Origin of the sequence: Alteromonas sp. KS69 (assembly GCF_003989595.1) — a bacterium.
GTDB lineage: Bacteria > Pseudomonadota > Gammaproteobacteria > Enterobacterales > Alteromonadaceae > Alteromonas > Alteromonas naphthalenivorans.
This window is the reverse complement of record NZ_PYHU01000058.1, coordinates 1-5,254: the sequence shown is the minus strand read 5'-3', so window position 1 is coordinate 5,254 and position 5,254 is coordinate 1. Positions and strand designations below refer to the sequence as shown.

5 protein-coding genes are annotated in these 5,254 nt (G+C 43.0%); 2 read left to right on the top strand and 3 right to left on the bottom strand.

From position 1 onward, the window contains the following. Positions 1-3: 3 nt before the first annotated feature. Complete coding sequence (locus C7Y69_RS20945) at positions 4-405, bottom strand: Gfo/Idh/MocA family protein (RefSeq protein ID WP_126874062.1); 402 nt, start codon at positions 403-405, stop codon at positions 4-6. A gap of 246 nt (positions 406-651) precedes the next feature. On the opposite strand from C7Y69_RS20945, the gene C7Y69_RS20940 reads away from it, so the two are divergent. Continuing rightward, on the top strand, positions 652-1,986 hold the full coding sequence (locus C7Y69_RS20940; protein WP_126874061.1) for an MATE family efflux transporter: 1,335 nt from the start codon (positions 652-654) through the stop codon (positions 1,984-1,986). A 128-nt stretch (positions 1,987-2,114) separates the two neighbouring features. Here the strand turns inward: C7Y69_RS20940 and C7Y69_RS20935 are convergent, their stop codons facing one another. Together C7Y69_RS20935 and C7Y69_RS20930 are read right to left on the bottom strand one after the other, a co-directional pair. Beyond that, a complete protein-coding gene (locus tag C7Y69_RS20935) occupies positions 2,115-2,360 on the bottom strand; it encodes a DUF4235 domain-containing protein (RefSeq protein WP_013783003.1) in 246 nt (81 codons plus the stop codon). A 118-nt stretch (positions 2,361-2,478) separates the two neighbouring features. After that, positions 2,479-2,646 carry a DUF1328 domain-containing protein gene (locus C7Y69_RS20930; protein ID WP_126874060.1) on the bottom strand — a complete coding sequence of 56 codons (168 nt, stop codon included), beginning with the start codon at positions 2,644-2,646 and terminating at the stop codon, positions 2,479-2,481. A 476-nt stretch (positions 2,647-3,122) separates the two neighbouring features. On the opposite strand from C7Y69_RS20930, the gene C7Y69_RS20925 reads away from it, so the two are divergent. Beyond that, positions 3,123-5,183: a S9 family peptidase gene (locus C7Y69_RS20925; RefSeq protein ID WP_126874059.1), complete on the top strand. Its 2,061-nt coding sequence runs from the start codon at positions 3,123-3,125 to the stop codon at positions 5,181-5,183. The last annotated feature ends 71 nt before the right edge of the window (positions 5,184-5,254 follow it).

Genomic DNA, 5,254 nt, shown 5'->3' with positions numbered 1-5,254 from the left:
GGTCTATATTGATCGCTTACGCGACGATGCATTGAAACGTCGGGGGAAAATGCCCGCTAACATCACATTATTTTCTGCGCATACGGCTATCATTTCATCCACTCGTTCGGCGGTCACTTCAAGGGGCTTTTCGCAAATAATGTGTTTACCCGCTTTGGCTGCAGCGGATATGGGCTCTAAATGAAACCCTGATGGGGTGCATACGGTAATAACATCAATATTGGGGGAATTTATAAAAGAAGCATAATCGTCAAAAGGTGTGCAGTTATGTTTCTGTGCGAAGGCGTTCGCTTTATCAGTTGAACGTGAATAAATCCCTGTTAGCTCTGCATTAGGTATAGCGTTAATAGCCTGAGCATGAAAATCCGCAATCATGCCAGCGCCGACAATGCCAAATCGATACATTCCTTGTTCCTTTTTTAAACAGTTTGCGAAAAGTATAGGGAAAGTTAGCGCTGTAGACTAGCTTTTAAATAAGGAGGGAATAAAGGGAGTAGGAATAAAGGGAGCAGGAATAAAGAGAGCAGAGTACATTAATTCCTAAATTCACACTGATCTCATTCTGTTACCTCATTATGAAAACAAAACTTTTCCAGCGGGCTTAAAAGTCGGTATGTTATTGCGGGTATTCGTTGTAGCCGAGGAAGCTAAATGCAAGAAGCCACCAAATCTGAACCATCGTTAACGGAAGGCGCTATTGTCGGCCACATGGTGCGGCTTGCTATCCCGGCATCAACGGGCATGATCTTCAATACACTGTATAACCTGACCGATATTTGGTTTGCGGGCTACTTGTCAGATAATGCACTTGCCGGTTTATCTATCGCGTCCAGCGTTTTCTTTCTACTGCTGTCTATTGGTATTGGCATTCAAACTGGGGCTTCTGCAATGATTGCGCCGGGGGCGGGTAGGGGAGAAACCCACGAAGTGAAAGGCTGGCTAGATAACGTAAGCGGCCTTGCCATCGCCTTTAGTGCGGTGTCGTGTGTAATAGGATTTTTTGCGGCGCGTCCGTTGGTGGTTTTACTTGGTGCTGAACCTCATATCGAGCCCCTTGCGATGGAATATTTATGGGTAACGTTAGCAGGCTCGGTAGGTTTCACCTTATCTTTCGGGGCGGCCGGCGCGTTAATGGCACTAGGCGATACCAAATCTAACCGAAATGCACTCATGATTGGTTTCTTTGCCAATTTTGGCCTTAACCCCTTTTTTACTTTCGCACTCGACTTAGGGGTAAGCGGTATAGCGCTAGCTACCGTAGTGATTAAGTTTGCCACCGCGTTTTACCTGTTCCGCGTACTGATGAAGCGTTTAAACATATCGGTAATGCCCACTTTTGATAAAGAGCGTTGGCAAAAGCTACTTAAACAAATTGTGCCCGCTAGCTTCAATATGCTCACCATTATTTTAGGTGGTTTTATTACTGTGGCACTTATCGGTCAATTTGGTAGCGAGCATGTGGCCGGGTATACCGTTGGGCTGCGCCTAGAGCAGGTGTTGTTACTTCCAGCGTTAGGGTTAAATAGCGCGGTAATGGCCATAGCTGGCCAGAATATGGGCGTAAACAAATACGACCGTGTGGCTGAAACGTACCGCAAGGGGTTACTAATCGGTTTCTTTATGGCGGTAGTGTCTATTCCCATTATGTATTTTCTATCGCCGCTGGCAATGAGCCTTTTTACTAACGACAGTGCCATTAAAAATACAGGAATAACGTACCTTAGAATTGATACATTAGCTTTTTATGCGTACGTGGTTTTGTTTCAAAGTGTGGCTATATTGCAGGCAATGCAAAAGCCTATGTTTCCCATGTATTTAGGTATTGCCCGTCAACTTGTTGTGCCCGCCTCAATAAACTATGTGCTGATTGTAGTGTGGGGCTACCCCATGGTGTCTATGTTCTACACCATTGTTACTGTCGTTATTTTAAGCGCCATCATTGCTTTCTTTTATACCAGAAGAGAGATATACAGGGTTAAATTATGAATTGGCTTGTATTCAATCTTGCAGATTTATTTAACAGATGTGTTATGGGAACAGGTCGCAAAAATTAACCAACGTTTCGAAACCTCTTATAAGTGCTTACACTTTTAAGAGGTATCAATTTGGCAGTGTTATTTCGACTGGCGTTTGTCTAGTACATATTGAACGGCCATTCTAGCAACGCCTGCTCCAATGCCTGATACTACAGCCCAGGTTACGGCCTCTTTAAGGTCTGTATTTTCACTTTCTTTGTCTTTCGGGGCGGGGTCGTTAGTTACTTTTTCCCACGACTTTTGAAGCGTTTTTCTCGCTAGAATTCCTGCAGATGCAGCGGCAAGACCGATACCTACGTTCGTAATGCGTTGTTTGTTGCTCATAATGATCTCCATTGATGAAGCGTAAATTAAAAAAAACAGCCATTAATCAAATGACTAATGGCTGTTTATTACAGACTCTCGCAAAGTCTTAAAACCAATTTTTTACTTCGGCTTTCGTTTAACTTTTGCCTTTAACCATATTCATAACAACTGAAATGATCAGTAGGATAACGAAAACACCGAATATAATTTTGGCGATACCCGCTGCAGAACCAGCAATTCCACCAAATCCTAAAACTGCTGCAACTAATGCAACTACTAAAAATATTAAAGCCCAACGTAACATAATGTATCCCTTCAGTTTGTGAGTTAATGTGAGTTAGTTATGGAGTTGCAAACCACAGGCCTACTTTGCCAGATTGTTTTAAATTGTTGCTCAAAATAGCGTCATAATGCGGCTTGTAGCCCGATTTTATCGACAAAAAGAAGTGCGTTTTTTGCGCCGTAATATATGTAACGACTAGAGAGGATGACTATTTTACCGAATAAAACTGTAAATATTTCTCGAATAAAGGGCGCTATTTCCTTAGGTAGCTACTGTCTTGCTTTCTGTCACCTAATATCAAATGGTTTGCATACTCTCTCAAATTATTACAAACGGATGTCTTAAGGCGATGTAGCGTTTACAGCGAAATACGTTAATTCGCGAAGTATGTTGTAGTATTTGTTTATCTGTGACTATATTAAAAAGCTACTACACAGGGACAAAGGTTAAGCCAAGTAGTATTGGCCCATATACAAGGCTATCTACAAGGAAAGAAAATGAAAAAGATCATTTTTTGTGCGTTCATGTTGGGCGTGCTTTTTAACTTACCCGGTTGCGTTACCCAAACAAAGCAAACATCCCAAAAAGCTTCCGATTTATCTAACCCACAAACATTGCCGCCAACGCTTATCTCCCGAGAAGTTTTATTCGGCAATCCAAGCCGCTATCAAGGGCGCGTCAGTCCAGATGGCAACAGCATGAGTTTTAGAGCGCCAGTAGATGGTGTCATGAATATTTGGGTTGGCAAAATTGGTGATTTCGACAGCGCGACCCCCGTTACGCAAGATTCAGGACGCGGTATTCCTCTTCACTTTTGGTCATTAGACAGTCGATATGTATTTTTCACCCAAGATAAAAATGGGGATGAAAATTGGCATTTGTACCGAATAGATTTAGACAGCGGTGACATAAAGGACTTAACTCCTTATGCAGGTGTGCAAGCTAGCCAGATGGATCAGAACGCGGCATTTCCAGGCATAGTTGTTGTTGGTATGAATGACCGTGATGCAAAATGGCACGACGTGTATAAGGTAGACGTCGCCACTGGGCAGCGCAGCTTAATTATTCAAAACGACGGTTTTTCTTATTTCGTGCTTGATAATAAGTTAAATGCGCGTGTCGCGGTAAAGACGGCAGAAGATGGGGCAAGCCATGTTTTTATTAAATCCGTTGATGAATGGAATCCTTGGTTTGAAGTTCCCTTCGCAGATTCATCATCTTTTAATATTCTCGGTTTCGATCAACAGAATGAAGGAATATATATGATAGATACGCGGGAGCGAAACACTGCGGCCCTCGTATACCTACCAGTAGGAGACACAACGCCTACTTCCATTGCTAGTAGTGATAAAGTAGATGTAACAAATGTACTTTTTCATCCCCGTACCCATAAGCCACTAGCTTATGCACTAAACTATATTAGGCCTGAATGGCACGCCATAGATGATGCTCTCATTGACCCCATTCAACAGCTGAACAGCCAATTAAGTGGCGGCTCACAAGTTTTAGCGCAAACAATTGATAGTTCTCTTTGGACTGTATTTACTGATCAAAGTAATCAATCACCTATTTATAAAGTATTTGATACTACAACCGGTGAATTATCGGACTTATTTATTACTCAGCCAGAAATTAATAACCTACCTCTTTCTGTTATGCATGGCGTGGTGATTCCATCACGAGATAATCTAGATTTAGTGAGTTATTTGTCTATACCCTTGGAGGCAGATCCTAACCAAGACGGCAAAGCAGAGCGCGCTTCCCCATTGGTTTTATTGGTACATGGCGGCCCTTGGGGGAGGGACGAATTTGGCTTTAACCCTTTAGCGCAATGGTTAACAAATCGAGGGTACAGCGTGTTACAAGTTAACTTTCGCGCTTCAACAGGCTTTGGTAAAGCGTTTTTAAACGCAGGAAATAAAGAATGGGCGGGTGCCATGCACAATGACCTAATTGATGCGAAAGAATGGGCAATAGAGCAAGGTATTACATCGAATGACCAAGTCGCCATTATGGGAGGAAGTTACGGCGGCTACGCTACGCTAACCGGGCTCACTGTTACCCCAGAAGCATTCCAATGTGGCGTTGATATTGTTGGGCCGTCAAACTTAATCACCTTGCTCGACTCTATACCTCCTTACTGGGAAAGCTTTCGTCAGGTGTTTTATCATGCGATAGGCGATCCAAATACTGAGGAAGGGTTAGCTCTGCTTAAAGCGCGTTCGCCTATCACTCATGTGGACAAGATAGAAAAGCCTTTACTCATTGGACAAGGAGCGAATGATCCTAGAGTAAAACAAGCGGAGTCTGACCAAATCGTGGAAGCGATGAAAAAGCGTAATATTCCTGTAACGTATGTGCTTTACCCCGATGAAGGACATGGTTTTAGCAAGCCTGAAAATAACCTTTCATTTTATGCCGTTGCTGAAGCTTTTCTAGGCACGTGTTTAGGGGGGCGAATAGAACCGATAGGTGATGATTTCAGTGGCTCTAGCATAGAGGTTGTTCATGGAGCTGAATTCATTCCAGGTTTGGCCGAGCATTTAGGCAGTAAATAAATCGCCAAATCAAAGGGGCAGAGTATATTTTTTTCAGAAAAGTACTCTGCCCCTGAGGTATCCCCACAAAT